Origin of the sequence: Novosphingobium acidiphilum DSM 19966 (genome assembly GCF_000429005.1) — a bacterium.
Classification (GTDB): domain Bacteria; phylum Pseudomonadota; class Alphaproteobacteria; order Sphingomonadales; family Sphingomonadaceae; genus Novosphingobium; species Novosphingobium acidiphilum.
On sequence record NZ_AUBA01000018.1, the window covers coordinates 28,531 to 54,548 of the forward strand.

General features: G+C 64.3%; 25 protein-coding genes and 2 riboswitches. Of the genes, 21 read left to right on the plus strand and 4 right to left on the minus strand.

What is annotated here, in order from left to right; translation table 11 throughout:
* Nucleotides 1–194 precede the first annotated feature (194 nt).
* The 11 genes from G404_RS20130 (at nucleotide 195) to G404_RS0114485 (ending at nucleotide 11,385) form a co-directional block, all read left to right on the plus strand.
* Nucleotides 195–317 carry an aa3-type cytochrome c oxidase subunit IV gene (locus G404_RS20130; RefSeq protein ID WP_084601363.1) on the plus strand — a complete coding sequence of 41 codons (123 nt, stop codon included), beginning with the start codon at nucleotides 195–197 and terminating at the stop codon, nucleotides 315–317.
* Between the two features lie 8 nt (nucleotides 318–325).
* On the plus strand, nucleotides 326–1,456 hold the full coding sequence (locus G404_RS0114440; RefSeq protein ID WP_028641721.1) for an NAD(P) transhydrogenase subunit alpha: 1,131 nt from the start codon (nucleotides 326–328) through the stop codon (nucleotides 1,454–1,456).
* Between the two features lie 16 nt (nucleotides 1,457–1,472).
* Nucleotides 1,473–1,757, plus strand: coding sequence for an NAD(P) transhydrogenase subunit alpha part 2 (locus tag G404_RS0114445; protein ID WP_028641722.1), 285 nt, complete (start codon nucleotides 1,473–1,475; stop codon nucleotides 1,755–1,757).
* A complete protein-coding gene (locus tag G404_RS0114450) occupies nucleotides 1,757–3,166 on the plus strand; it encodes an NAD(P)(+) transhydrogenase (Re/Si-specific) subunit beta (protein ID WP_028641723.1) in 1,410 nt (469 codons plus the stop codon). The genes G404_RS0114445 and G404_RS0114450 overlap by 1 nt, the downstream gene beginning before the upstream one ends.
* Before the next feature lie 7 nt (nucleotides 3,167–3,173).
* Complete coding sequence (locus G404_RS0114455; protein ID WP_028641724.1) at nucleotides 3,174–4,343, plus strand: deoxyguanosinetriphosphate triphosphohydrolase; 1,170 nt, start codon at nucleotides 3,174–3,176, stop codon at nucleotides 4,341–4,343.
* Nucleotides 4,336–5,040 (plus strand): NAD(P)H-binding protein, encoded by a 705-nt coding sequence (locus G404_RS0114460; protein ID WP_051280739.1) that lies wholly within the window; start codon nucleotides 4,336–4,338, stop codon nucleotides 5,038–5,040. The genes G404_RS0114455 and G404_RS0114460 overlap by 8 nt, the downstream gene beginning before the upstream one ends.
* A 32-nt stretch (nucleotides 5,041–5,072) precedes the next feature.
* Nucleotides 5,073–5,190, plus strand: a riboswitch (glycine riboswitch).
* A riboswitch (glycine riboswitch) is annotated at nucleotides 5,191–5,315 on the plus strand.
* Between the two features lie 33 nt (nucleotides 5,316–5,348).
* Nucleotides 5,349–6,509, plus strand: a complete 1,161-nt coding sequence (gene gcvT / locus G404_RS0114465; protein WP_028641726.1) for a glycine cleavage system aminomethyltransferase GcvT — start codon at nucleotides 5,349–5,351, stop codon at nucleotides 6,507–6,509.
* Complete coding sequence (gene gcvH / locus G404_RS0114470) at nucleotides 6,509–6,880, plus strand: glycine cleavage system protein GcvH (RefSeq protein WP_028641727.1); 372 nt, start codon at nucleotides 6,509–6,511, stop codon at nucleotides 6,878–6,880. The genes gcvT and gcvH overlap by 1 nt, the downstream gene beginning before the upstream one ends.
* Nucleotides 6,880–8,238 carry an aminomethyl-transferring glycine dehydrogenase subunit GcvPA gene (gene gcvPA, locus G404_RS0114475; RefSeq protein ID WP_028641728.1) on the plus strand — a complete coding sequence of 453 codons (1,359 nt, stop codon included), beginning with the start codon at nucleotides 6,880–6,882 and terminating at the stop codon, nucleotides 8,236–8,238. Before gcvH ends, gcvPA begins: the two co-directional genes overlap by 1 nt.
* A complete protein-coding gene (gcvPB, locus tag G404_RS0114480; protein WP_028641729.1) occupies nucleotides 8,235–9,761 on the plus strand; it encodes an aminomethyl-transferring glycine dehydrogenase subunit GcvPB in 1,527 nt (508 codons plus the stop codon). Before gcvPA ends, gcvPB begins: the two co-directional genes overlap by 4 nt.
* 76 nt (nucleotides 9,762–9,837) lie before the next feature.
* Entirely contained in the window at nucleotides 9,838–11,385 is a 1,548-nt protein-coding gene (locus G404_RS0114485; protein WP_028641730.1) for a long-chain-fatty-acid--CoA ligase, read from the plus strand.
* Here the strand turns inward: G404_RS0114485 and G404_RS0114490 are convergent.
* The 4 genes from G404_RS0114490 to G404_RS0114505 form a co-directional block, all read right to left on the minus strand.
* Complete coding sequence (locus G404_RS0114490; protein ID WP_028641731.1) at nucleotides 11,382–13,331, minus strand: alpha/beta hydrolase family protein; 1,950 nt, start codon at nucleotides 13,329–13,331, stop codon at nucleotides 11,382–11,384. The two genes, G404_RS0114485 and G404_RS0114490, sit on opposite strands and share 4 nt — an antisense overlap.
* Nucleotides 13,332–13,400: 69 nt before the next feature.
* Complete coding sequence (locus tag G404_RS0114495) at nucleotides 13,401–14,360, minus strand: DMT family transporter (RefSeq protein ID WP_051280741.1); 960 nt, start codon at nucleotides 14,358–14,360, stop codon at nucleotides 13,401–13,403.
* A gap of 69 nt (nucleotides 14,361–14,429) precedes the next feature.
* Nucleotides 14,430–15,950 (minus strand): TadA family conjugal transfer-associated ATPase, encoded by a 1,521-nt coding sequence (locus tag G404_RS0114500; RefSeq protein WP_028641733.1) that lies wholly within the window; start codon nucleotides 15,948–15,950, stop codon nucleotides 14,430–14,432.
* A gap of 183 nt (nucleotides 15,951–16,133) precedes the next feature.
* Entirely contained in the window at nucleotides 16,134–17,711 is a 1,578-nt protein-coding gene (locus G404_RS0114505; RefSeq protein WP_245584540.1) for a hypothetical protein, read from the minus strand.
* Nucleotides 17,712–17,780: 69 nt separating this feature from the next.
* Here G404_RS0114505 and G404_RS19180 point away from each other — a divergent pair, with 69 nt between their 5' ends.
* From G404_RS19180 to G404_RS0114560, 10 genes are all read left to right on the plus strand, one after another.
* A complete protein-coding gene (locus G404_RS19180) occupies nucleotides 17,781–18,128 on the plus strand; it encodes a hypothetical protein (protein WP_036521552.1) in 348 nt (115 codons plus the stop codon).
* Nucleotides 18,129–18,259: 131 nt separating this feature from the next.
* Entirely contained in the window at nucleotides 18,260–19,708 is a 1,449-nt protein-coding gene (zwf, locus tag G404_RS0114515; protein ID WP_028641736.1) for a glucose-6-phosphate dehydrogenase, read from the plus strand.
* Nucleotides 19,701–20,312: a 6-phosphogluconolactonase gene (locus tag G404_RS0114520; protein WP_028641737.1), complete on the plus strand. Its 612-nt coding sequence runs from the start codon at nucleotides 19,701–19,703 to the stop codon at nucleotides 20,310–20,312. The genes zwf and G404_RS0114520 overlap by 8 nt, the downstream gene beginning before the upstream one ends.
* On the plus strand, nucleotides 20,312–22,132 hold the full coding sequence (gene edd, locus G404_RS0114525) for a phosphogluconate dehydratase (protein WP_028641738.1): 1,821 nt from the start codon (nucleotides 20,312–20,314) through the stop codon (nucleotides 22,130–22,132). Before G404_RS0114520 ends, edd begins: the two co-directional genes overlap by 1 nt.
* A 27-nt stretch (nucleotides 22,133–22,159) precedes the next feature.
* Nucleotides 22,160–23,128 carry a glucokinase gene (locus G404_RS0114530; RefSeq protein WP_028641739.1) on the plus strand — a complete coding sequence of 323 codons (969 nt, stop codon included), beginning with the start codon at nucleotides 22,160–22,162 and terminating at the stop codon, nucleotides 23,126–23,128.
* Between the two features lie 69 nt (nucleotides 23,129–23,197).
* Nucleotides 23,198–23,980 carry an enoyl-CoA hydratase-related protein gene (locus tag G404_RS0114535; protein ID WP_028641740.1) on the plus strand — a complete coding sequence of 261 codons (783 nt, stop codon included), beginning with the start codon at nucleotides 23,198–23,200 and terminating at the stop codon, nucleotides 23,978–23,980.
* Between the two features lie 204 nt (nucleotides 23,981–24,184).
* Nucleotides 24,185–24,484 (plus strand): hypothetical protein, encoded by a 300-nt coding sequence (locus G404_RS0114545; protein WP_028641741.1) that lies wholly within the window; start codon nucleotides 24,185–24,187, stop codon nucleotides 24,482–24,484.
* Between the two features lie 210 nt (nucleotides 24,485–24,694).
* Nucleotides 24,695–25,135, plus strand: a complete 441-nt coding sequence (locus tag G404_RS0114550; protein WP_051280743.1) for a response regulator — start codon at nucleotides 24,695–24,697, stop codon at nucleotides 25,133–25,135.
* Nucleotides 25,136–25,185: 50 nt separating this feature from the next.
* Nucleotides 25,186–25,557, plus strand: a complete 372-nt coding sequence (locus G404_RS0114555; RefSeq protein WP_028641743.1) for a tRNA-binding protein — start codon at nucleotides 25,186–25,188, stop codon at nucleotides 25,555–25,557.
* 2 nt (nucleotides 25,558–25,559) lie between these two features.
* Nucleotides 25,560–25,997: a DUF488 domain-containing protein gene (locus G404_RS0114560; RefSeq protein ID WP_028641744.1), complete on the plus strand. Its 438-nt coding sequence runs from the start codon at nucleotides 25,560–25,562 to the stop codon at nucleotides 25,995–25,997.
* The last annotated feature ends 21 nt before the right edge of the window (nucleotides 25,998–26,018 follow it).

A 26,018-nucleotide genomic window follows, 5' to 3' on the forward strand; every position in this document is an offset into this window, starting at 1 on the left:
CGTCGGCAATGCGCGGGTTTGGCGCATGACGACACGGGCCTTGATCGATCCTTGATAGCGGGATTGGGTAAAAACCGGATTAAGGCCGGCGAACACGCTTGACGCTTGAGCCGCGCCGCACAGGGCGATACAGCATGGCATGAAGGCGCGCGGAACAGGCGCTGCCAACCGGTCTGAACACCAAGGGGTATAACATGGCTTCGGCAAACGACATGAAAGCGGCGCAGGCAACCTACCAGGGCTTTGTCGGCATGATCAAATATGCGGTGCCTGTGATCGTGGTGCTGGTCGCCTTTGTCATCTATCTGATTCACTGACGCACGCAGTGGTGCAATCGGTCAGCATCGCGGTCCTGCGCGAGCGCGCATCGGGCGAGACCCGTGTTTCGGCAACACCTGAAACGGTGAAAAAGCTGATCGCGCTGGGTGCTTCTGTAACGGTCGAGGCCGGGGCAGGCCTTGCCGCTTCGATTGCCGATGCCGATTATGCCGCTGTCGGCGCGCAGATCGCGCAAGCCGGCGCGGCGCAGGGTGCGGACATCGTGTTCGGGGTCGCGGGGCCGGAAATCGATATGCTGGCGGGTGTAAACCCTGGTGCATGGATTGTGGCCGGGCTGGACCCGTTTGGCCGGCGCGACCGGGTCGAGGCCTATGCCGGTGCCGGGCTTGAGGCGCTGGCCATGGAATTCATGCCGCGCATCACCCGTGCGCAATCGATGGACATCCTGTCGAGCCAGGCCAACCTGGCCGGGTACAAAGCGGTGCTGATCGCGGCAAACCTGTATGGCCGCGCCTTTCCGATGATGATGACTGCGGCCGGTACGGTCAGCGCGGCCAAGACATTCGTGATGGGCGTGGGCGTTGCCGGATTGCAGGCGATCGCCACCGCGCGCCGCCTGGGTGCGCAAGTGTCGGCCACCGATGTGCGGTCGGCGACCAGGGAACAGATCCAGTCATTGGGCGCCAAGCCGATCTTCGTTGAAAACGTTGCAGGCATCGAGGGCGAGGGCGCGGGCGGCTATGCCACCGAAATGAGCCCCGAATATCAAAAGGCGCAGGCAGAGCTGGTCTCGAGCCATATCGCCAAGCAGGATATCGTGATCACCACCGCGCTGATTCCCGGCCGCGCGGCACCACGATTGATCACCGACACACAGATCGCGACGATGAAGCCGGGCAGCGTGATCTATGACCTGGCCGTGGCGCAGGGCGGCAATGTCGAAGGATCGGTGCCCGATCAGGTGGTGGAACGCCATGGGGTCAAAATCGTCGGCTATGCCAACACGCCGGCGCAATTGCCCGCCGACGCGTCGGCGCTGTATTCGCGCAACCTGTTCAATTTCCTCAACGCGTTCTGGGACAAGGATGCCGGGCGCCCGGTGCTGGACGAAGAAATCGGCAATGCCATCCGCCTGACGCAAGGCGGCAAAGTGGTGCACGAGCGGTTGCTCGGATAAGCAGGAGCGCTCGGAAATGGACTTTGTCAGCATTCTGTCGATTTTCGTGATGGCCTGTTTTGTGGGCTATTACGTGGTGTGGTCGGTGACGCCGGCGCTGCACACGCCGCTGATGGCGGTGACCAATGCGATTTCTTCGGTGATCGTGGTGGGCGCGCTGATCGCTGGCGCAGCGCAAGGGTCGCAGGTGTCGAAATGGCTGGGGCTGCTGGCGGTGGTGCTGGCCAGCGTGAACATCTTCGGCGGGTTTGCGGTGACCGAGCGGATGCTGGCGATGTACAAGAAGAAGGACAAGAAGTGATGGAATTGTCCGCTTCTTCGGCCTGGGTGCCGCTGGCATATCTGATCGCCGGTGTGCTGTTCATCATGGCCTTGCGCGGGCTGTCCAGCCCGGCAACGTCGCGCAGCGGCAATCGCTATGGCATGATCGGCATGACGATCGCGATGGTCACCACGCTGGTTACGCATGGCCTGGCCAGCATGACGGAAATCGTCGGCGCGATCGCGATCGGCGGGGGTGTCGGCTTTGTGACCGCCCGTCGCATCAAGATGACCGACATGCCGCAGCTTGTCGCCGCGTTCCATTCGCTGGTCGGGCTTGCCGCGGTGCTGGTGGGCTGGGCCGCCTATCTCAACCCCGGCGCGTTCGGCATCCTGGAAGGCGCGCAGATCGCCAGCCACAGCCGGGTCGAAATGGGGCTTGGCATTGCCATTGGCGCGATCACCTTTTCCGGATCGATCATCGCGTTTCTGAAACTGGCGGGCAAGATGAGCGGTTCGCCGATCATGCTGCCGGCGCGCCACGCCATCAATCTGGGCACGCTGGCGCTGATCATCGGGCTGGTCGGCTATTTCACGCAGGCGCAGGACTTGTGGGTGATCGCGGCGATCACCGCGCTGTCGTTCGCCATCGGGTTTCTGCTGATCATCCCGATCGGTGGTGCCGATATGCCGGTGGTCGTGTCGATGCTCAATTCCTATTCGGGTTGGGCTGCGGCGGCCATGGGCTTTACGCTGCACAATACCGCGATGATCATCACCGGCGCCCTGGTCGGATCATCGGGCGCAATCCTGTCCTATATCATGTGCAAGGCGATGAACCGCTCGTTCCTGTCGGTTATCGCGGGCGGGTTTGGCGCCGATGCCGGGCCCAGCGGCGGACCGGCCAAGGAACAGCGCCCTTGGAAACGCGGCAGCGCGGAAGACGCGGCCTATATCATGAAAGAGGCGGAAAGCGTTATCATCATCCCCGGCTACGGCATGGCCGTCAGCCAGGCGCAGCACGTGCTGCGCGAAATGGGCGACCAATTGAAAGCCAAGGGGGTCAGCGTGAAATACGCGATCCATCCCGTTGCAGGCCGCATGCCCGGGCACATGAACGTGCTGCTGGCCGAGGCCAACGTGCCGTATGACGAAGTGTTCGAACTGGAAGATATCAACGGCGAATTTGCCCAGGCCGATGTCGCCTTCATCATCGGCGCCAACGACGTGGTCAACCCGGCGGCCAAGACCGACAAGTCTTCGCCGATCTACGGCATGCCGGTGTTCGACGTGGACAAGGCCAAGACGATCTTTTTCGTCAAGCGCAGCATGGGCGGCGTCGGTTATGCCGGGGTCGACAACGACGTGTTCTACATGGACCAGACCATGATGCTGCTGGCCGACGCGAAAAAGATGGTGGAAGACATCGTCAAGGCTTTGGCCCACTAGACACGCGATGTTTGTCAGGTCTTCTTATGCCAGCGATCCGGAACGGTCGCGCGGCCGCGAATTCGGTTTGGAAAATGCCAGCGCGCGCGGCCCGCGCAGCGTGTTTCAGCGCGATCGCGACCGGATCATCCATTCGATCGCATTCCGCCGGCTGCGCCACAAGACGCAGGTGTTTGTCGCACCCGATGGCGATCATTATCGCGTGCGGCTGACGCACAGTCTGGAAGTGGCGCAAATCGGCCGGGTCATCGCGCGCGCGCTGGGGCTGGACGAAGATCTGACCGAGGCGCTGTGCCTGGCGCACGATATCGGCCATCCGCCGTTTGGCCACGCGGGCGAAGACGCGTTGCAGGCGGCATTGGCCGACCACGGCGGGTTTGACCACAACGCCAACACCTTGCGCGTGCTGATGCGGCTGGAAAGCCCCTATGTCGAACACGATGGCCTGAACCTGAGCTGGGACATGCTCGAAGGGCTGGCCAAGCACAACGGTCCGGTGCGCAATGCACCGTGGGCGCTGGCCGAACTCGATGCCGCGTTTCCGCTTGATCTGCACAGCCATGCTTCGCTCGAGGCGCAAGTGGCGGCGATTTCCGACGATATCGCCTATGACAACCACGATATCGATGATGGCTTGCGCGCAGGGTTTCTGACGCTTGATCACCTGATGGAGCTGCCGTCGCTGGCCGAACAATGGCATGCGATCGAGGCGCGGTTTCCAGCAGGATCGAACGACCGGCGCCTGCGCGAACTGGTGCGCGGGCAGATCGGGCGGATGGTCAACGATGTGCTGGATGAAACCCGCGGCCGGATCGTGCGGGCCGGTGTGGCCAGTGTCGACGATGTCCGGGCAGCAGGCCATGCGCTGTGCGGTTTTTCCTCGGCTATGCAGGCCGAAGAGCGCGTCCTGAAGAAGTTCATGTATGCCAGGCTGTACCTCCATCCCGAACAGGTCGCCACCGCGCAGGTCGCGCGCAATGTGATTGCCTGTCTGTTTGAGGCTTATGCCGGCGATCCGGCGTTGCTGCCGCCCGATTGGCGCGCGCGTCTGCCAACCGGCGAACCTGCGCGCGCCCGCACCATTGCCGATTATATTGCGGGCATGACCGACCGGTTTGCCATTGAACAATACGCCCGCCTGACCGGCGAGGCGCCGGAAGGATTGCGCAATGTCTGAAGCGCCCGCGATTGATGGGCCGCGCGTGTCGCTGTTGCTGGTGGGCGCAACCGGCCTGGTCGGCGGCGCCTTGATTGCCGCAACAGCAACGCACCCGCAGTTGCACCTGGCGGCACTGGCGCGGCGAGAGGCCGCTATCCCGCTGGGTGCCAGGCTGGAATTGCTGGTGGCCGATCCCGCCGATTGGCCCGAAGCCATCATCCGCGCACGGCCCGAAGTGGTGGCAATCGCGCTTGGCACCACGATCGCGGCGCAAGGCGGCGACCGCCAGGCATTTCGGGCGGTCGATCACCACCTGGTGGTCGATGTGGCGCGCGCCGCGCGCAACGCGGGCGTGCGGCAGGTGATCCTGGTGTCATCGGTCGGCGCCGACGCCGCATCACGCAATTTCTATCTTTCGGTCAAGGGCCAAGCCGAAGCATCTGTAAACGCGCTGAATTTTCCGCGGCTTGATATTTTGCGGCCAGGTCTGTTGCGCGGTGCCCGGCAGGGCCCGGCGCGTCCGGCGGAGCGGGCAGGGCAGATCGTATCACCGCTGATCGACCTGCTGTTGCGCGGCCGCCTGGCAAAATACCGTTCGGTCCATGCACGCGATGTGGCAGCCGCGATTGTGGCACTGGCCGGCCGGCCGGGACGCGGGCGGCAGGTCCACGCCAGCCCAGATATCCACAATCTGGCGCGCAACGGGTTGACGTAAATAATCAAATTGATGCAGGGGCATAAGCGTCACTGATCGACGCGGGAGAGTTCTTTCGCGATTCGTGCCCTGCAACGGGCCGCATCGTGTGGGACGCCGAAGGAGCAACCGCCCCGGAAACTCTCAGGCACCAAGGACCGTGTCGATCAACAGTGATGCTCTGGAAAGTGTATCGGCCCTGCGGGGTTGGTGCCGCCGAAGGGGTAACCCCGCCGAATGCCCTTCGTGGCGCGGCCTTGGGGAAAACTCTCAGGTTCCGTGACAGAGGGGGCTCCGTTTGACGCCCTCAAAGCGCGGAGCCTGTGATTGTGAGTGTTACCGACAGTATCGAAGCCTTGCGGCCGTTGCCGCTGGATGCCTGGCACCGCGCACGCGGTGGCCGGATGGTGGCCTTTGCCGGCCACGCCATGCCCGTGCAATACGACGGGATCATTGCCGAACATCTGTGGACGCGCGAAAGCGCCGGGCTGTTCGACGTGTCGCACATGGGGCAGCTGCTGATATCGTCTGCCGGTGCCGACCAGACACCGGCGGCGCGCGCGCTTGAAGCGCTGATGCCGGTCGACCTGTCCACGCTTGCGGTGGGTGGGCAACGCTATTCATTGCTGTTGAATGGCGATGGCGGCATCCTGGATGATCTGATGATCACGCGCTGGCCCGGCGGCTTTTTCGTGGTGGTCAACGGCGCGATGCGCCAGGCCGATCGTGCGCATATCGCAGCACATCTGCCCGCAGGTGTCACGTTGACCGAGCGCAGCGATCACGGCCTGCTGGCGCTGCAGGGGCCGCGCGCGGTCGAGGCTTTGGCGGCGATGGGGCTGACACCCGCGCTGCCGGGGATCGTGCCGGTTGAACAGCTGTGGTTCATGGCCGCAGGGCCTTATCGCTGGCACGGGGCCGATCTGCATGTCAGCCGGTCGGGCTATTCGGGCGAAGACGGGTTCGAGATTGCGGTGCCGACGACCGCGATCAGCGCGTTTGCCGATGCGCTGGCGGCGCACCCGGCGGTTCGCCCGATCGGGTTGGGCGCGCGCGATTCGCTGCGGCTTGAGGCGGGTTTGCCGCTTTATGGGCACGATCTGACACCCGATATCGATCCGGTAGAGGCGGGGCTTGGCTTTGCGATCGCACGCCGCCGCCGTGCCCAGGGTGGCTACCCCGGCCATGCCCGTATTGCAGCCGCGCTGGCGCATGGCCCGGCGCGGCACCGGGTCGGCCTGACGATCGAAGGGCGGCTGGCCGCGCGCGAAGGCGCCGCGGTGCTGGATGGCGACACCGCCATCGGCACGGTGACGTCGGGCGGATTTGCCCCCAGTCTTGGCCACCCCGTCGCCATGGCGCTGATCGATGCCACGCATGCTGCGCCCGGCTCCGCGCTGGTGCTCGATATGCGTGGCCGGCGCGTGCCGGCCACGGTCGTGCGGCTGCCTTTCATCCCCCACCGTTACCACCGCCAAGGAGAAGCCTGATGCCCCGTTATTTCACCCGCGATCACGAATGGATCGAGATTGACGGCAGCACTGCCCGCGTCGGGATCACCGATTTTGCCCAGGCGCAGCTGGGCGACATCACCTTTGTCGAATTGCCCGCCCCCGGCACCTTGCTGACGCGCGGCGGCAGTGCGTCGGTGGTCGATTCGGTCAAGGCGGCAAGCGACGTCTATGCCCCGGTTGGCGGCACGGTGACCGCGATCAACGCATCGCTCGAAGACGCGCCCGATCTGGTCAATTCGGCGCCCGAAAGCGATGGCTGGTTGTGGGACATGACACTGGCGGACCCGGCCGAGCTCGACGGCCTGCTTGATCACGCGGCCTATGCCGAGCTGGTGGCGGGTCTGTGATGCGGCTGCTGCCTTTGCAACCGGCGGATCGGTCCGCCATGCTGGCCACGATCGGTGCCGCCACGATCGATGATCTGTTTGTCGATGTGCCTGCGGATGCCTTGCAGAACGGTCCGATTGCAGGCCTGCCGATGCATGCCAGCGAACGCGCGGTCGAACGTCATATGGCGGCACTGTCGGCACAGGCGCTGACCGCAGATCAGGCTCCATTCTTCTGCGGGGCCGGGGCCTATCGCCACCATATTCCCGCCAGCGTGGATCATCTGATCCAGCGCGGCGAATTCCTGACCGCCTATACCCCGTATCAGCCCGAAATCGCGCAGGGCACGTTGCAAGTGCTGTTCGAATTCCAGACCCAGGTGGCGCGGCTGTTTGGATGCGATGTGGCCAATGCCTCGATGTACGACGGATCGACCGCCTGTTGGGAAGCGGTGGCGATGGCGACGCGCATAACGCGGCGCGCGCGCGCGGTGATTTCGGGTGGCCTGCATCCCCATTATGTCCAGACCGCGCAGACGATGGCGCGGTTTGCCGGGGATGACGTGTGCCTGTTGCCCCCGCGCGCGACGCAACACAGCGACGATGCAGCGGTGATCGCCGCGATCAATGCACAGACCGCCTGCGTGGTGGTGCAATACCCCGACGTCATGGGTCGCATTCCCGATCTGGCCGCGATTGCCGCAGCCGCGCATGCACAAGGTGCGTTGCTGGTCGCGGTGGTGACCGAGCCGGCAGCGCTTGGCCTGATCGAAAGCCCGGGCACGCTCGGTGCGGATATCGTGGTGGGCGAGGGGCAGTCGCTCGGCGTCGGCCTGCAGTTCGGCGGGCCTTATCTGGGGCTGTTTGCATGCTCGGCAAAGTTTGTGCGGCAGATGCCGGGGCGCTTGTGCGGCGAAACGATGGACGCCGACGGCCGGCGCAGCTTTGTCCTGACGCTGGCGACGCGCGAACAGCATATCCGCCGCGAAAAGGCGACTTCGAATATCTGCACGAATTCAGGGCTGTGTGCGCTGGCCTTCAGCATTCATCTGACCTTGCTTGGCGGCAGTGGCCTGTCGCAGATGGCCCGCCTGAGCCATGACCGCGCGGTCAGGACGGCGCGGGCGCTGGCTGCGATCGAGGGCGTGGAGGTCATCAATCGCACCTGGTTCAACGAATTCGCGGTGCGCCTGCCCTTGCCCGCAGCCGAGGCGGTGGAGACGCTGGCCCGGCGCGGTATCCTGGGTGGCGTGCCGATGTCGCGGCTGTGCCCCGAACGCGCCGATCTGGCCGATGTGCTGCTGATCGCGACGAGCGAATGCACCGAACTTGATGATATCGCGGCGCTGGCCGCTGCGCTGAAGGAGATTGTGGCGTGAACGATTTCAGCCCCGCCGACTGGCGCGCCGCATCTGACACCGTGACCGGAAACCGCGCGCTCGACCTGGAAGAACCGCTGATCTTTGAACTGGGCGACGTTGGACGCAGCGGTGTCGATTTCGACGGCGATGCAACCGAAATGCTTGAGACTTTGCCGCGCCGCACCGCGCCGGTCGACCTGCCAGGTTTGTCAGAGCCCGAATGCGTGCGCCACTACACGCGGCTGTCGCGGCAGAACTATGCGATCGATCTGGGTCTGTTTCCGCTGGGTTCGTGCACGATGAAGCACAATCCGCGGCTGAACGAAAAAGTCGCGCGCATGCCCGGCTTTGCCGCGGTGCATCCGCTGCAACCCCAATCGACCGTGACCGGCGCGTTGACCGTGATCGCCGATCTGGCCGACTGGCTGGTCCGGCTGACCGGGATGAGCGCCGTGGCGATGAGCCCGAAGGCCGGTGCGCATGGCGAACTGTGCGGCCTGATGGCAATCCACGCCGCGCTCGACGCGCGGGGAGAGGCCGCGACGCGCCGCGTGATCCTGGTGCCCGAAAGCGCGCACGGCACCAATCCGGCAACGGCGGCGTTTGCCGGTTTCGACGTGGCTGCGATACCCGCCGGTGCCGATGGGCGCGTCGATCTGCCGGCACTGCTGGCACGGCTTGGCCCCGATGTGGCGGGTGTGATGATCACCAACCCGAACACTTGCGGTCTGTTCGAACGCGACATGAAGGCCATTGCCGATGCCGTGCATGCCGCCGGCGGCTATGTCTATTGCGACGGGGCCAATTTCAACGCGATCGTCGGCCGCGTGCGGCCCGGCGATCTTGGCGTCGATGCCATGCATATCAATCTGCACAAGACGTTTTCCACGCCGCATGGCGGGGGGGGGCCGGGGGCAGGCCCGGTGGTGCTGTCGGCGGCGCTTGCGCCGTTTGCGCCGCTGCCGCATGTCGTGCGCGATGGCGGGGGCTGCGTGGGTCTGGTCGAACACGCCGTTGACCGGCCCGAGGCGTTCGGGCGGATGTGCGCGTTCCATGGCCAGATGGGCATGTTCACCCGCGCGTTGGCGTTTATCCTGACGCACGGCGCCGATGGGCTGGCGCGCGTGGCCGAGGATGCCGTGCTCAATGCCAACTATCTGTTGGCGCGGTTGCGCGATGTGCTCGATGCGCCGTTTGCGCATACCGGCCCCTGCATGCACGAGGCGCTGTTCAGCGATGCCGGATTTGCCGAAGGGTTCTCGACGATCGATCTGGCCAAGGGCCTGATCGACGAAGGGTTCCACCCGATGACGGTCTATTTCCCGCTGGTGGTCCACGGCGCGATGCTGGTCGAACCGACCGAGACCGAGGGCAAAGCCGCGCTCGACCAGTTCGTCGACGCGATGCGCGATCTGGCGCAGCGGGCCAAGGCCGGCGATCCGGCATTGCGCAGTGCGCCGCACCATGCGCCGCGGCGCCGGGTGGACGAGACCCTGGCCGCGCGCAAGCCCCGCCTGGTGTTTGAGGCGCCAGTGCAATAGCGCTTGCGGTTTGGCCCGATCGACTTAATCATCTGGTTAACGATCGGGCCAGACCGATCCGGCACCGGGAGTGGTCATGCGCGAGACCGCCGAGTTTCTGACGTTTGACGCGTTTTTTCGCCACTGGGCGCAACAGCGCGGCGATGCAATTGCCCATGAGGAGGGCGATCGCACCACCACTTTTGCCGAAATGGAGCGACGATCGCGCCAGATTGCGGCGTTTCTGGCCGATCTGGGCGTGGTGAAGGGCGATCGCATCGCCTGGATCGGCAAGAATGCCGACCTTTATTTTCAGCTGTTCTATGCCGCGGCGCGCATCGGGGTGGTGATGGCGCCGATCGGCTGGCGGCTGGCGCCTGTGGAAATGGCCTATATCCTGCGCGATACCGGCGCAAAGATCGTATTTGCGGGACAGGGCTTTGGCGACCTGGTGCGGGGTCTGCCGGTCGAGGTGGCGCACGTGTTCGACGAAGACGCTGCGCGTGCCGCGATCGAGGCCTGTCCTGCCATCGACATTGTGGCCGCTGGACCCGAAGATGCCGCGTTGCAGCTGTACACGTCGGGCACCACCGGCCATCCCAAGGGCGCGGTTCTGTGCCAGCGCAATTTCTTCGGTTTGCGCAAACCGGCGCTCGACGCAGGGCTGCCCTGGGCCGAATGGCGCGATGACGAGGCGATCCTGGTGTGCATGCCGTGTGCGCATATCGGTGGTACCGGGCTTGGCGTCATGGCGTTCAGCGGTGGGGTGCGCGCGATCATCCAGGCCGAATTTTCGGCCGAGGGCGCGTTGCGCGGGGTGGCGCAGGGGATCACGCGATTTTTTATCGTGCCCGCCGCTTTGCAGATGCTGATCCAGCACCCGCTGGCCCGGTCCACCGATTTTTCCCGCCTGCAATATGTGCTTTACGGCGCAGCCCCGATTCCTCTCGATCTTCTGCGCGAAGCGGTGACGACGATCCCCAATGCCCAGTTCATGCAGTGCTATGGCATGACCGAAACCACCGGCACCTTTTGCGTGCTGCCGCCGTGGGATCATGACATGGCGGGCAATGCGCGGATGCGTTCGGCCGGCCGCGCGGTGCCCGGGGTGGAAATTCGCATCGTCGATGCCGAGGGCACGGTGTTGCCGAACGGAACCGTGGGCGAAATCGAAACCCGCAGTTCGAACAACATGCTGCATTACTGGAACCTGCCCGACGCCACGGCCAAAACGATGGACGGGCAGGGCTGGGTGCGCACCGGCGATGCCGCCTATATGGACGACGATGGCTATGTCTTCATCCAGGACCGGATCAAGGACATGATCATCACCGGCGGCGAAAACGTCTATCCGGCCGAAGTCGAAAGCGCGATCTATGGCCACCCCGATGTGGCCGAAGTGGCGGTGATCGGCGTGCCCGACGCACGCTGGGGCGAGGCGGTGAAGGCTTGCGTGGTGGCGCGGCCCGGGCACACCGTCGATCCTGAAAGCGTGATCGCCTGGGCCCGCGCGCGCATCGCCGGGTTCAAAGTGCCCAAATCCATCGACGTGATCGATGCCCTGCCGCGCAATCCGACCGGCAAGATCATGCGCCGCACGTTGCGCGAACCTTATTGGGCGACGATGGAGCGCCGCGTCAATTAGCCTGCCTTGAGATAGGTATCAAACCAGCCCAGCGCGCCATCGTTGACCTGGCGGACGTGTTCGGGCTTGCGGATGCCGTGGCCTTCGCCTTCGAGGATGAGCAGCTTGTTCTTCACGCCCATCGCATTCAGCGCGTGCCAGAATTCCACCGATTGCGGGGTCGGGCATTCGACATCGCGTTCACCGACATAGATGAAGGTGGGTGTCCTGGCCTGCTTGATCGTTTCGAGCGGGGACAGCTGGCGGTAGATCGCCGGATCGTCATAGGCCGATGCGCCAAAGAACGGGATCATCCAGCGATCGATCCCGTTTTCGCCGTAATAGCTGATCCAGTTGGCGATGCCCGCGCCTGCCACCACCGCATGGAACCGCTGGCTGTGGGTGACGGTCCACATTGCCATGAACCCGCCATAGGAATGGCCGAACAGTCCAAGCCGCCGGTCATCGACCGGCGCGATTTTCTCCACCGCATCGATGCCGGCCAGAATGTCGCGCAGATCACCCCCGCCGAAATCGCGGACATTGGCGCGCGTAAATGCCTCGCCCTGGCCATAGCTGCCGCGCGGGTTGGGGAAAAACACGAAATATCCCTTTTCCAGCAGCTTGCGCGCAAGGCCGCCGCGGAAATCGTTGGCGAAGAATGCAGGTGTCGAAGCGGCACTGGGCCCGCCATGGACTTCAACAACCATTGGATAGGTTTTGCCTGGCTCGATCCGGGCGGGTGCCAGAAGCCAGCCCTGAACGCTGCGGCCGTCGCTGGTCCAGATCACGCTGCGGGCGGTTCCTGCGGCGACAAGCGCCGCATTGGCATGGGTCAGGCCATTGTCGACACCCAGTTTCCCGATCGGGCCGGCGGTAATGTCCTGCGCATGGGCATAATCCTCGATCAGCGCGGCCGCCCGATCGCCGCGCGCATCGAGCGCAACATTGGCGTCGCCGGCGCGGATCGTGGCAGGCGCCGACCACAGCGTGCCGGTCTTGCCCGTGGCGGGATCGACCGACAGGATCGTCATGCGATCGCCGACCAGTGCGGTCGCCACCAGGTGATTGCCCCGCCACATCAGCGATGTGAACGATCCGGCAAAGCCCGGGGTAAGGTTGCGCGCCGCGCCGCCGGTCGCCGGCACCAGCCAGAGATCGCCCCCGACCGAGCCGAAATCGCTCATGATTCCGCCGATATAGGCAACCGCATTGCCATCGGGCGACATGCGTGGATAGTTAAGCTGATCCTTGGGCGCGGTGATGGGGGTCAGCGTGCCGCTGGCCAGATCGACCCGGTCGAGCGTTGCAATCCACCAGTTGTTGTCGCCATCGCCCTTGGCGGCCGTTGCGACAAAGCCGCGCCCGTCGGGGGTCCAGTCGTATTCATAGACGAACGTGTCTGCGGGCGAAACCGTGCGCACAACAGCATCGCCTTCGACCGGGATCACCATGATACGCTGCTCATCAAAGCTTTCGCCGATTTCGCCGACCTGGGGTGCTGCGGCCTGCGTGGCGCCAACGTCCTTGTGCGCGCCAACCACGGCCAGCATGGCCAACGTCTTGCCATCGGGCGAAAAGCGCGGCCGCCCGGCCACGCCCTGGATCATCGTGCGCGCAGCCAGCACGCCATCAGTGGCCAGCCACAGCGTGGTGGTGCCGGCCTTGCGGTCGCGCGCCAGAAACGCAATGCGATGGCCATCGGGCGAAAATGCCGGGTCCTGGTAATCGCACGTGGCACACGGATCGTGGGTCGCCAGCACCGCGCCGGTCAGCGCAGAGCGCAAGACAACGCGCTTGTGCGGTTCGGCTGCGGCGTTTTCAACCTGGTCGGCCTCGATCACGGCCAGACGATCGCCTGCAGGGGCCATGGTCAGACCGGCAAAAGTGCGGCGGGTCTGTGCAACCGGAGCGGGCGCAGCAGGCTGCGCGGCGGCCAGAGCAAGTGCAATCGCAACAATCGACATGGTCGTTCAGGCTCCCGGAGAAAACGGTCCGTTTGAAACGTGGTGTGCGATTTGCCGCGGCACGTCAATTCATGCCGGTTGGGCCTGCAGGGCGATGCGCTGGCCACGCAGATGTTCGCGCCGGGCGATGATCACACCTGCGGCGATGATCGCGGGCGCCCCCAGCCAGGTGCTGGCCGGGGGCAGGTGGCCAAACACCAGCCAGCCCCACAACAAAGACCAGCCGAACTGCGCATAATCCATCACGATCACGCTCGACACACGGCCAAAGCGCAAGGCCGCGGTCATCAGCAATTGCGAAAACAGGCCCAGCACGCCAATTCCGCCCAGCATCAGCCAGCCCACCGCGTCATGGTGAAACGGGTGGTCATAACCCGCCGGGGCAAAGGGCAGGGCGATGGCCAGCAACGGCAGGCTCATCGCGGAAAAATAGAATACGATCGTCACCGGTTCCTCGGTGCGGCCAAGATCGCGCAGCTGGATCGACACCAGCGCCACCATGAACGCAGCGCCGATGCCGACCGCAAGGCCGAACAGCGGCAGATGCGCGGTGGTGGGATTGGCCATGATCGCCACCCCGATCAGACCGAGTGCAACCGCGCCGATCCGCCAGGGCCCGACTTTCTCGTGCAGCAACAGCACCGACAGAAACACCGCAAAGATCGGCGCGGTAAAGCCGAGCACGGTCGATTCAGCCAGCGGCAGCAACAGCACCACGCCCAGCGTCAGGAACATGCCCGCCGATCCGATCAATGTGCGGCGAAAATGGACCAGCGGCCGGGCGGTGCGCAGGCGATGCAGTTGCCCTTGCGCGGCGAGCCAGACCAGCAGCACCAGCGTCGGCACCGCCTGACGCCAGACCAGCGTTTCGGGCAGCCACAGCCCGCGTTCGCCGCTAAGCTTGACCAGCAGCAGCAAGATCGAAAACAGGAACGCCGACCCCAGCCTCAGGCCAAGCGCCAGCATCGGCCGTTGTTGCACCGGTGCCGCGGCATGGAACGTGCGCGGATGGGGGCGAGGGGCGTTCATCGTGCCGCCGCCCTAGGGTGAGCACGGCGGCGCAATCAAGCGAAACCGTGCACCCTTTTGGTGCGACTGTTACAGGCAGGCCTCGAGGAACGCCTGGTCAAAGCCGTACTGGCGTGCCTTTTCCAGCGTGTAGGGGCGCAGGCCCGAGGCGCGAAATTCGCCGATGATCTTGCCGTCGTCAGTTTCATCCAGATATTCGAAACGGAACAGTTCCTGCGTGACGATCACATCGCCTTCCATCCCGATCACTTCGGTGACGTTGGTGGTGCGGCGCGATCCGTCGCGCAGCCGCTTGACCTGCACGATCAGATCGACCGATTCGGCGATCTGGCGGCTGATCGCCTCTTTCGGGATCTTGATGTCGCCCATCAGGATCATGTTTTCCATACGGCCCAGGCATTCGCGCGGGCTGTTGGCGTGGAGCGTACACATCGATCCGTCGTGGCCGGTGTTCATCGCCGCAAGCAGGTCAAAGCATTCCGCGCCGCGGATTTCGCCCAGGATGATCCGGTCTGGCCGCATACGCAGCGCGTTCTTGACCAGATCGCCGATGGTGATCGCGCCCTGGCCTTCAAGGTTCGGCGGGCGGGTTTCCAGCGGCAGCCAGTGCGGCTGTTGCAGCCGCAATTCGGCCGCGTCTTCGATCGTCAGCACGCGTTCGCCGGGGTCGATCATTTTCGACATGGCGTTCAGCATGGTGGTTTTGCCCGAGCCGGTACCGCCCGAAATCACGATATTCATCCGGCTGGCGCCCGCGATTTTCAGCGCGGTGCACATCTTGTCGCTCATCGAACCGAAATCGCGCAGCATGTCGAGCGTGATCGGCTTTTCCGAGAATTTGCGGATCGAGATGGCGGTGCCGCGCAGCGACAGCGGTGGCACGATCACGTTGACGCGGCTGCCGTCTTTCAGGCGGGCGTCGGCCAGCGGCGTGGTCTGGTCGACGCGGCGGCCGACCTGGTTGACGATGCGCTGGGCGATCTGGAACAAGTGGCTTTCATCGCGGAACCGGATCGGCGCCAGCGTCAGCTTGCCCTTTTTTTCGATGTAGGTCTGATCGGGCCCGTTGACCATGATGTCCGACACGTCGGGATCGTTGAGCAGTTCTTCGAGCGGGCCAAAGCCCAGCAATTCGTCGATCAGCACCTTTTCCAGCGCGAACTGTTCACGCCGGTTGAGCGTGACCTTCAATTCGCCCAGCACTTCCATGATGATCGGGCGGAATTCCTCCGACAGTTCTTCCTTGGTCAGCGTGGCGGCGGCTTCGGGATCGACGCGTTCGAGCAGGTGCGGCAACACCTGCTCCTTGATCTTGTGGACCGAGGCTTCGAACCCTTCGGCGTGGTGATGGCTTTCCACCACATTGTTGGCGCGATCGGCCAGGCGCGCCAGCGCGTCGGAATTCTTGTCCGATGGCGCGCTGTTGTCAAAATTGCCACGCGCGTCGCCGCCGGGCAGGGGTACCGCGCCATTTCCGGGATTGTGCGCAGGCGCACCTTCGGAACCCTTCATCGGACGCGCAACGCCGAACGAGGGGCGCATTGCGGCATTGCCCCCTCCCGCACCAGCTTTGCGACCAAAAGCGCTCATACCCGAAATCCCGTTTGCTGTTTGCCCACCATTTCAAGACCGACGGGCAAATATGTCGGATGCATGAGCGCAATAGACCGAAAAATGCTTAGAATTTGCTAAACGCACCGTAACGAATGCCAAACGCCCGGCGAAAATGCCGGTTTTTGGCCGAAAATCAGCGGGCGTGAGCGGGGCCACGGCTCAGCGCTGCCGCAACGGGGCCAGCGGGGTGATGCAGGGCCGGCCGTGCGGTCGGGCATCGGCATGGCCTTCGCCGACGATATAGAGATAGAAATCCTGCCCGTCATAGCCATGCGCAACCGTGCCGACGCGCCGCATCAGCGGCGCCTGATCGGGGATCGGCAGCCAGGTCAGCAGGTAAAACCGGCCATCTTGCGCAACCTTGCGCGCAAGCCTTTGCTTCAGCGACGCAATATCCCTGATCCGGTGATCGTCGAAGGCATTCCAACGGACCAGATCTTCGCTGCAATGTTCGGCCAGGCGTTCAAACTGCATTGCGTTGATGGCGGCCACCGATTGACCCGCAGAGTGCGGAAACGGCACCCAGGTCCTGTCATGCAGACCCAGCCGGTTGATCAGTGCCGCTGCCTCGGGCGCGGTGTCAAAGGGCCGCGCCAGATTGATGCCGGCGGTCATCAGGCCGCACACCGCTGCGATCATCAGCCAGGTGCGCCACCACACCGATCGGGCTACGCCCTGGTCGGCCAGGCGCCAGACCAGCACGATCAACAGCGCCGCCGCGAGCATAAGATGGCGGATCGACAGCTGATAGACGGCCATGCTGAACACCAGCGTCGTGGCGACAAACACCGCAAACACCGTCAGATAGGCCGGCCGGCGACGCAGTTCGACCCAGGCCACAGCCAGAAATCCCACCAGCGCCGGTCCACCCAGACCCGGTGGCGGGGGCCAGTTCCACACCGGCTGCCCCTCGTTCCATTGCAGCGGCAGGCCCAGCGTGGAAAAATTGGCCATCCACAAGGTGATGTCGTGGACAAACCCCATGGGCACGAGCGACGGCACCAGATCGGGCATCGGGCGGATCGACCATGCGGCAAACAGCCCGCTGATGAGCCACACCACGGCAAACGGCCAATCGACACGCCGCTCGCGCCACAAAAGCGCCAGGAACAGCAACGAGATGACGCCAAACAGGAAATCGCATTGCGGCAGAACCGCAAGCAGCAGCCACACCACCCGCGTGCGTTTCCACAGTGCGCCGATGGCCAGCATCAGCGCAAAGCCAAGCGTCATGCTGCGCGAGATGGTCAGATATTCGATCAGCACGAATTGCGACAGCGCAATCATCAGCCGTTCGGCCCGGCTGAACGGCGCAGCCAGCAATACGGTCAATTGTACGGGGATCGCGATCAGCAGCGCCGCCACCGGCAGCGCGGTTGCCGGATCGGCAAACCATCCGGCCAGGCCACGCAGGATCAGATACCAAAGCGGTGGATGCCCCTCGTAACGCACGTTGAACATCAGGTCGGACAGGTGCGGCGATTGCACCGACAGCTGCAACGCCTGCCATTCATCCAGCCACGGGCGATGGTCGAGGGTCAGCACGATCTGCAACGCCATCGCCAGCACGACTGCGACCAGCCAGACCATCCGACGCGCCAGCAGGCGATCCAGCGCGGCAAAGCCTGCACCCAGCCACGCCCCCGCGCGATCGCGGATACGGCGCAGCCGTGCGGTTTGATCCACCGGCTTTGCCATGCCCGGACTTGCCGGTGTGTCCACCTGTGCAGTAGTCATGCGTCCCCCGGCTATGGTGCAGCTTGGCCCCACACGGTGAAATCGCAAAACAAGGTTAGCAGAACGTTAATGGCAAAACGCGACCGCCGCAGGGCAGAGGCCGACTTTGACCTCGACAGTGACGATGAACGCGAAGCAGGCCCGCCGCCGGCCTGCTGGCTGTGCCTGCGTCCGCTTGGCGAAAAAGTGGACCAGTATCACCCGGTGCCCAAAAGCAAGGGCGGCCGCGCGACAGTGCCCTTGCACCCGATCTGTCGCCGGACGATCGAGACGGTGTTTACCAATGCCGAACTGGCGCGCACGGCCGGAAATCGCGACACGCTGATCGACCATCCGGAAATCGTCCGGTTCCTCGGCTGGGTCGCCGAAAAGGCCCCCGATTTCGACGCGCCGACCGCACCCAGACGCAAACGGTAACGGGCGGCGCATAAATATGCGCATAGGGTGAACCGCATACTTATGCATGTTTTATGCGCGCGGTTTCGCTCCTAGGGGGGTAGGGTTTGGGGGACGGGCGTCCTTCGAAGCTTGCTGGGAGTTATGCGTCAATGGCCGCGACAAGTTGTACCGCCCTGCTGCTGTTCGGCGCAACGGGTGACCTGTCCCGCCGGATGCTGCTGCCTTCGCTGTTTGCGTTGCACGAGGACGATCTGATTGCGCCGGGCCTGCGTATTGTCGGCACCGCCCGGTCCGATCTGGACGACGCCGGCTTTCGCGAATTTGCCAAGGCCGCGCTTGATGAATTTCTGCCCGAGGATCGCAAGGATATTGCCCGGTTGAGCGGGTTTCTCGACCGATTGCAATATCAGCCGCTGGATGCGTCGAACATCGACGGCTTTGGCGCGCTGGCGGAAAAGCTGGGCGATACGTCGGGCGGCCTGGCCATTTTCCTGTCGACCGCACCCGCCTTGTTCGAGGCGACCATCAACGGGCTGCGCCATGCCGGCCTGGCCCATGGCCAGGTCCGGATCGGGCTGGAAAAACCGCTTGGCAACGATCTGGCCAGCAGTGCGCGGATCAACGATGCGGTCGCAGCCGGTTTTGCCGAAAAGCAGATTTTCCGCATCGATCATTACCTGGGCAAGGAAACCGTCCAGAACCTGATGGCGCTGCGGTTTGGCAATGTGATGTTCGAACCGTTGTGGAATGCGGCCCATATCGACCACGTGCAGATCACCGTCAGCGAAACCGTGGGCCTGGAAGGGCGCAAGGGGTTTTATGACGACACCGGTGCGCTGCGCGACATGGTGCAGAACCACATGCTGCAATTGCTTGCGCTGATCGCGATGGAGCCGCCGGGCAATTACGATGCCACGTCGATCCGCGATGAAAAGGTCAAGCTGCTGCGCGCCTTGCGCCAGGTTGCGCCCGAGGAAATGGTGCGCGGGCAATATCGCGCAGGCGCTGTGGGCGGGCACGGTGTCGATGGCTATGTCGAGGATCTGGGCAAGGCGTCCGACACCGAGACGTTTGTCGCGATCAAGGCGCATGTCGACAATTGGCGCTGGCAGGGCGTGCCGTTCTATCTGCGCCACGGCAAACGCCTGGCTGAACGGCGCAGCGAAATCGTGATCCAGTTCAAGGATGTGCCGCACAACATCTTTTCCTCGCGCGGGGGGCGTCCGCGCGCCAACCGGTTGGTGATCCGGCTGCAGCCCGAGGAATATGTCCGCCTGCAGGTCATGGCCAAGGAACCGGGCCTCGATCGCGGCGGGATCGTGCTGCGCGAGGTCAATCTTGATCTGTCGCTGACCACCGCATTTGCCAAGGCGCGCCGGCGTATCGCCTATGAAAGGCTGCTGCTCGATCTGATCGAGGGCGAACAGACTCTGTTTGTGCGTCGCGACGAAGTTGAGGCACAATGGCGCTGGATCGATGCGATCCGCGGCGTGTGGGCCGGCGACGATGAGGAAATCAGGGCCTATGCCGCGGGCGGCTGGGGCCCCAACGCCGCCATCGCACTGACCGAGCGCGACGGGAGAAGCTGGAATGACTGAGCTGCATTGGGCCAGGCCCGGCGATGCTGCGGCCGTGGCCGAACGGATCGAGGCCGAAGTGCGGCGGCCCGGCCCCAAACGGATTGCGTTCACCGGTGGATCGACCCCGCTGAAGGTGCTGGCGCTGTTGACCGCACGCGATCTTGACTGGCACGACGTGACCATCGCGCTGACCGATGACCGGTGTGTGCCCGACGATCACCCGGCGTCGAATTTCGGCAAGATCTATGCGGCACTGGGGCATAGCGGCGCACAGTTCGAACGCCTGGTCGAAGGGGCACAGGTGGCCCCGTTCGATCTGGTGTGGCTGGGCATGGGCGAAGACGGCCATGTCGCATCGCTGTTTCCGACCATGCAGGCGCTGGTACGGCCCGGGGCCACGGTGATTGCCACCACGCCGGTCCCGCTGCCGCCCGAGGCGCCGTTCGACCGCCTGACGCTGAACGAAAAAGCGCTGAAGGCCAGCGACGAAATCATCCTGGTGGTCACCGGCGCATCCAAACGCGCGCTGATCGAGGATGTTCTGGCGGGGAATGACACGTACCCCGTGGCGCAATTCCTGCACGGCGACGGACCGCCGGTTACCATTTACTGGAGCGAATAATGGCTCTTCACCCTGTTGTCGCCAAAGTCACCGACCGGATCATCGCGCGTTCTGCGCAAACGCGCGCCGCCTATCTCGATCTGATCGGGCGCGCGCGGCATGAAGGGCTCGACCGGCCCCGGCTGTCGTGCGGCAACCTGGCGCACGGCTTTGCCGCCGCCGGAGAGGACAAGGCCGCGATCCGCGGCGGTCGGGCGATGAATATCGGCATTGTGACGGCATACAACGATATGCTGTCGGCGCATCAGCCCTATGGCCGCTATCCCGAACAGATCAAGATTTTCGCGCGCGAAGTGGGCGCCACCGCCCAGGTTGCAGGCGGCGTTCCGGCGATGTGCGACGGGGTGACCCAGGGCCAGCCATCGATGGAACTGTCGCTGTTCAGCCGCGATACGATCGCGATGGGCACCGCGGTCGCGCTCAGCCACGGCATGTTCGAAGGCGCGCTGTTGCTCGGCATCTGCGACAAGATCGTGCCCGGCCTGCTGATCGGTGCCTTGCGCTTTGGCCATTTGCCCACGATCCTGGTACCGGCGGGGCCGATGCCCTCGGGCCTGCCCAACAAGGAAAAGGTGCGCATCCGCCAGCTTTATGCCGAGGGCAAAGTGGGCCGCGACGAATTGCTGGAAAGCGAAAGCGCAAGCTATCATTCGGCAGGCACCTGCACGTTTTATGGCACCGCCAATTCCAACCAGATGATGATGGACATGATGGGGCTGCACCTGCCGGGCGCCAGCTTTGTCCACCCCAATACCAAGCTGCGCCAGGAATTGACGCGCGCGGCCACGCACCGCATCACGCAGATCGGCTGGGACGGCGATGAATACCGCCCGCTTGGCGAATGCATCGATGAAAAGGCCATCGTCAACGCGATCGTCGGCCTGCTGGCGACCGGCGGATCGACCAACCACGTGATCCATCTGCCCGCCATCGCGCGTGCCGCGGGCATTCAGATCGACTGGACCGACATGGATGACCTGTCGCGCGCGGTCCCGCTGATCGCCAGTGTCTATCCCAACGGTGCAGGCGATGTGAACGCCTTTGCCGAAGCGGGCGGCATGCCCTATGTGATCGGCGAACTGGTGGGTGCGGGCCTTGCGCATGGCGATATCCGCACCGTCTATGGCGCATCGCTGGCCGAAGGCGCGCAACACCCTTCGCTGGATGGCGATGCCTTGCGCTGGGACCCAAGCCCTGTGTTCAGCGGCAACGAAGCGCTGTTGCGGCCGGTTTGCGCGCCCTTTCAGCCCGAAGGCGGCTTTGCCCTGGTGCAAGGCAATCTGGGGCGCGGCACGATCAAGACCAGTGCGGTCGATCGGTCGCGCTGGACGATCGAGGCGCCGGCGCGGGTCTTTTCCGACCAGGACGATGTGCTGCGCGCGTTCAAGGCGGGCGAACTTGAACGCGATGTCGTGGTGGTGGTGCGCTTTCAGGGCCCGGCCGCCAATGGCATGCCCGAATTGCACAAGCTGACCCCGTCGCTTGGCGTGTTGCAGGATCGCGGGTTTCGCGTGGCGCTGGTCACCGACGGCCGCATGTCGGGCGCATCGGGCAAAGTGCCCGCGGCCATCCACGTTTCGCCCGAGGCAAAGCGCGGCGGCGCGCTGGCGCTGCTGCGCGATGGCGACCGGGTGCGGGTCTGTGCGCTGACCGGGCAATTGACCGCGCTGGTCGATGCCGACGAATGGGCCGCGCGCCTGCCTGCGGTGGCACCGGACGATGCATTGGGTGTGGGCCGCGAACTGTTTGCATTGATGCGCGCACACGCCGATGATGCCGAACGCGGCGGATCGGCGATGCTGGCTGCGGCCGGTCTGTAATCAAAAAGACGTTCGGGGGATTGGTGGATGCGTCTGGTTGCTGTCGATATCGGAGGCACGCATGCGCGCTTTGCCATTGCCGAAGTGGCGGGTGGCAAAGTGGTCGCGCTGGGTGAAGCGGTAACGCTGAAAACCGCCGAACACGCCAGTTTTCAACTGGCGTGGCAGGAATTCGAACGGCTGAGCGGCGGGGCCCAGCCCACCGCGGCGGCGATCGCGGTGGCAGGACCGGTGGGCGGCGATATCATCCGTTTTACCAACAATCCGTGGATCATCCGCCCCGCCTTGATCCCCGAAAAGCTGGGCGCCGGCAAATTTGTCGTGGTCAACGATTTCGAGGCGGTCGCCCATTCTGTGGCGCAAGCCGATGCGGCGCATTTTCTCCACGTGTGCGGGCCCGACCGGCCGCTGCCCGATCACGGCGGGATCAGCGTTGTCGGCCCGGGCACCGGGCTTGGCGTGGCGCTGCTGTTGCGCCATGCGCATGGCTATCACGTGCAGCCGACCGAAGGCGGGCATATCGATTATGGCCCGCTCGACCGGATCGAGGATCAGATTCTGGCGCATCTGCGCCGTCGCCATCGCCGGGTTTCGGTGGAACGCGTGGTGGCAGGGCCCGCGATCGTGGATATCTATGAAACGCTGGCCGCGATCGAGGATCGCCCGGTGGCGCGGCTGGATGACAAGACGCTGTGGGCCGCGGGCATGGACGGCACCGACCCGTTGGCGGCAGCGGCGGTCGACCGGTTCTGTCTGTCGCTGGGCAGCGTGGCGGGCGATCTGGCGCTGGCACACGGGTCCAAGGCGCTGGTGCTGGCCGGCGGTCTTGGCTACCGCATCCGCGACACGCTGGTGGCGTCGGGCTTTGCCGACCGGTTCCGCGCCAAGGGACGGTTTGACGCGTTGATGGCGGCGATGCCGGTCAAACTGATCACCCATCCGCAACCCGGGCTGTTTGGCGCGGCGGCGGCGTTTGCCCAGGCGCATCTGGATTGACCGCTTGCCAAAGCCGCGGGCAGGCGATAGCCCCGCCTTAATCATTCGGTTAAGACGGGAGATCGCGTCGTGAGCTTCGAAACCATTCGTCTGGACCATGTCGGCCCGGTTGCGAAAATCGTGCTGAACCGGCCCGAACGGCTCAACGCCTGTCCGCCAACCATGGCGGTTGAAATTTCCGACGCGCTGGCGATGCTGGGCCAGGCGCGCGCAGTGCTGTTGACGGGCGAGGGGCGTGCATTCTGTTCGGGCGCCGATCTGGCCGCCAAAGGCGATCGCAGCATCACCGGCGGCGCGGGCAGCTACAAGGCCTTGACCGAGGCGTACAACCCGATGATCCTCAAACTGTCGCGGGTGCCTGTCCCGGTGGTGGTGGCGGTCAACGGCCCGGCGGCGGGCGTCGGATGTTCGCTGGCACTGGCGGGTGATTTCACGATTGCCGCCAAAAGCGCCTATTTCCTGCAGGCTTTCGTCAATATCGGGCTGGTGCCCGATGGTGGCGCAAGCTGGATCCTGCCGCGCCTGATCGGCAAGGCAAGGGCAATGCAGATGATGATGCTGGGCGAACGCATCCCCGCCGACACGGCCGAAGACTGGGGCCTGATCTACAAGGCGGTCGATGACGCCGCATTGCAGGACGAGGCGCTGGCGCTTGCTACGCGTCTGGCGAACGGGCCGACAGTGGCGCTTGGCACCCTGCGCCAGACCGTCGCACGCGCGCTTGAAAGCGATCTGGCCAGCACGCTGGTGATCGAAGCCGAAGGCCAGCACAAGGCCGGCGACAGCGCCGACGCGGCCGAAGGCATCGCCGCGTTCCTGGCTAAGCGCAAGACGCAGTTTACCGGCGCGTGAGTCCAGTGACGCGATAAAAGCGGGTCAGGATCGGGGCGATATCGGCTGTGGCGGGCTCAGATTCGGCCCGTGCGGGCATGGTTTGGCGCCAGATCGCAGTTTTTTGCCTTCGGCCGCGCGGCAGGACTTGAAAAAGCGGGCGATCCGGGGCATTTTTGCTGCGCTGCACAACAACGGGTTTGCCAGCAGATGGATGATCCTGCGATGAGCAATACGCGGCTGAAGGTGATGGAGGGCATTGCCCGTCAAAAGGCGGTCACTGCGCTGTATAACGACCAGTTGATCAAGCTGGCACCGCATATGCTGTTTGAGCGTCATGGTGAACTGTACCTGAGCGCGCTGAACCTCAGCAAAGTGTGGCGCAGCGCCGAAGAGCGGCGCCTTGGCCAGTTCAAGCTGGCCGGTCTTAGCGAACCGTCCGTGCTGGACGAGGGCTTTGAGCCATTGCCTTCGTTTCGTCCCGCTGTGCCGCGCAGCGACGACACGCTTTTGCTGGCGGTCTGATCAGGCCCGGCTGTGGCATCTGCTGCAATTGCAATGCCGGGTTCTGCACAATCAGCGCTAGAGTGCGTGTCGGCGCAACACCGGATTCGCATGCCGCGCCGTGATGAAAGGGTGTGCCATGGCTCGCGACGACGTTTGCGCGCTTCGATCGGTTAACCGGCGCTGGTTCGCGGGCGGGTGCGCGGCTTCGCGTTGCCCGATCAGCCGCACATGAAAGACTTTGGCAGCTCCGCCGGCACAATTGCCGCCGAACCGTCGATTGCGTTCCAGGTGCGCCGCGACCAACCGCGGCAGCCGGGCGATGGCATTCGCGTTCTGGTCATCGAAGATTCCTTCATGATCGTCAGCATGCTGGAAATGGTGTTCGAAGGTTTCGGATGGACGATGGCTGGGCCGGCCACGCGCGTGGCGACGGCTTTGGAACTCGTGCAAAGCGAAACCTATGACGTGGCGCTGTTGGACCTCAATCTTGACGGCGAAATGTCCTGGCCCGTCGCCGCGGCGTTGCGCGCGCGCGGCGTGCCGTTCGCGCTGTGCACCGGCTACGACATCGGCCCGGAATTGCCCGATGCGCTGACAGACATTCCGGTCATCCGGAAACCGTATCTTGCGGCCGAACTGCAGCGCGTGATCGAAGGCCTGCTGGCCTAGCTGTGGCCTGGCACTTGTCACGGGCGCCGGTTCGTGATCGAACGAGGCCCATGCATCTCAATCACGATCCCGCCGCACCGCCTGCCGACACCATCGGCTTTGACCAGTTTCTGCATGTCGATATCCGTATCGGCACGGTGATCGCCGCCGAACCGTATCCCGAGGCGCGCAAGCCAAGCCTGAAACTGCGTATCGATTTCGGCCCCGGCATCGGCGAGAAAAAGACCAGCGCGCAAATCGCCGCACTTTACGCGCCAGAGGACATGATCGGCCGCCAGGTTGCCGCCGTCGTCAATTTTCCGCCGCGCCAGATCGGCAGGTTCATGTCCGAGGTGCTGACCGTCGGCTTTGCCGATGCTGCGGGCCAGGTCGTGCTGTTCAAGCCCGACCGGACAGTGCCCAATGGTTCAAGGTTGTTCTGATCATGGCGCGGATGGTTTGGACCATCGGGTATGAACAGACGACGATGGCCGCGTTTCTGGCCGCTTTGACCGGCGCCGGGGTCGAAGTGGTGGCCGATGTGCGTGCGTTGCCGCTGTCACGGCGGCCCGGGTTCTCGAAATCCGCGCTTGCCGCCAATCTGGGCGAAGCGGGCATTGCCTATGTGCATTTTCGTGCGCTGGGCACGCCGGCAGAGGGGCGCGCGGCAGCGCGGCGCAACGATCATGTTACCCTTGAACGGATTTATGCCGGACAGTTGCAATTGCCCGAAGCGATGGCCGCGATGGGTGCGTTGGCCGACCTGGCCGATGCCAGGCGCACTGCGCTGTTGTGCTATGAACGCGAAGCTTGCGGCTGCCACCGCACACTGCTGCGCGCGGCGGCATTGCCGGATTTTGCAGCGATCGATCTGCTGCCTTAAAGCGTAGTGCGTTTGATCTGC